Here is a 739-nt window from a genome sequence, read left to right on the forward strand (position 1 = left end):
CTCAAGCATCACTTCTGTCCTTTTTGTGGTTCTCCCTATAAGTCTAAACTGATTTCTCAAAGCTCGTCTGGGTAACGCTTTTAAGCCTATCTTGCAGGTTTTTACACGTATCCTGTAGCTACCCCTTTAAGATGTCAAAAAGTGATGTAAATACATTTGGGCTATCTACAGCAATCCCGTTCTTAGATGATTCTTCGATAATATCAATCAGAGTCCAGCTTTTACCAAGACATTGATCATGACAAGCTTTTGCTAAACCTAAGTAGTTAGGTATTACTTCAGGATGGATATTACGCGATCTCAAACTACTTCTGATATCGTCCAAAACCCATAGAAAGTTTTCCCGCTCTGACAGTAGCCCTTGTTGAATACTGGCGAAATAGACAGAATATTCAGACGAATCAGCCATAGGAGTATCTCCAAAAATGATAGAGATAGGTGAAATTTGTTCGTTTGTACTAGTCAGAAAGTGGATCTGAAGTGCATAACCTGCACCCGATGCAATTTTTGCTAACGTCTCAATTTTTGGAAATTGTTTACCTGATTCTATTCGCGCAAGTTGTGATTGATTCATACCAATGCGCTCCGCAAATTCTCTTTGCGTAAGCCCACTAGCAGCCCTCAACTTAGCGACTATGCCAGTTGCATCAACTTCAAAGTTAAGATTTTCAAATGTCATGGTGAGTCAACCTCATACAAGTTGTAAGATTACTGTATAGATTGACTAAACTACATTTCA

Annotated in this window: 1 protein-coding gene; it reads right to left on the reverse strand. The window is 39.0% G+C overall.

What is annotated here, in order from left to right; translation table 11 throughout:
- Positions 1-118: 118 nt before the first annotated feature.
- Positions 119-679 carry a helix-turn-helix domain-containing protein gene (locus VB775_RS10245; RefSeq protein ID WP_281010089.1) on the reverse strand — a complete coding sequence of 187 codons (561 nt, stop codon included), beginning with the start codon at positions 677-679 and terminating at the stop codon, positions 119-121.
- Positions 680-739 lie beyond the last annotated feature (60 nt).

Origin of the sequence: Pseudanabaena sp. CCNP1317, assembly GCF_034931345.1 — a bacterium.
GTDB classification, from domain to species: domain Bacteria; phylum Cyanobacteriota; class Cyanobacteriia; order Pseudanabaenales; family Pseudanabaenaceae; genus Pseudanabaena; species Pseudanabaena galeata.

Excerpts from the sequence above, each read along its gene's own strand:
- VB775_RS10245 (WP_281010089.1), bottom strand. The coding sequence starts at position 679 with ATGACATTTGAAAATCTTAACTTTGAAGTTGATGCAACTGGCATAGTC.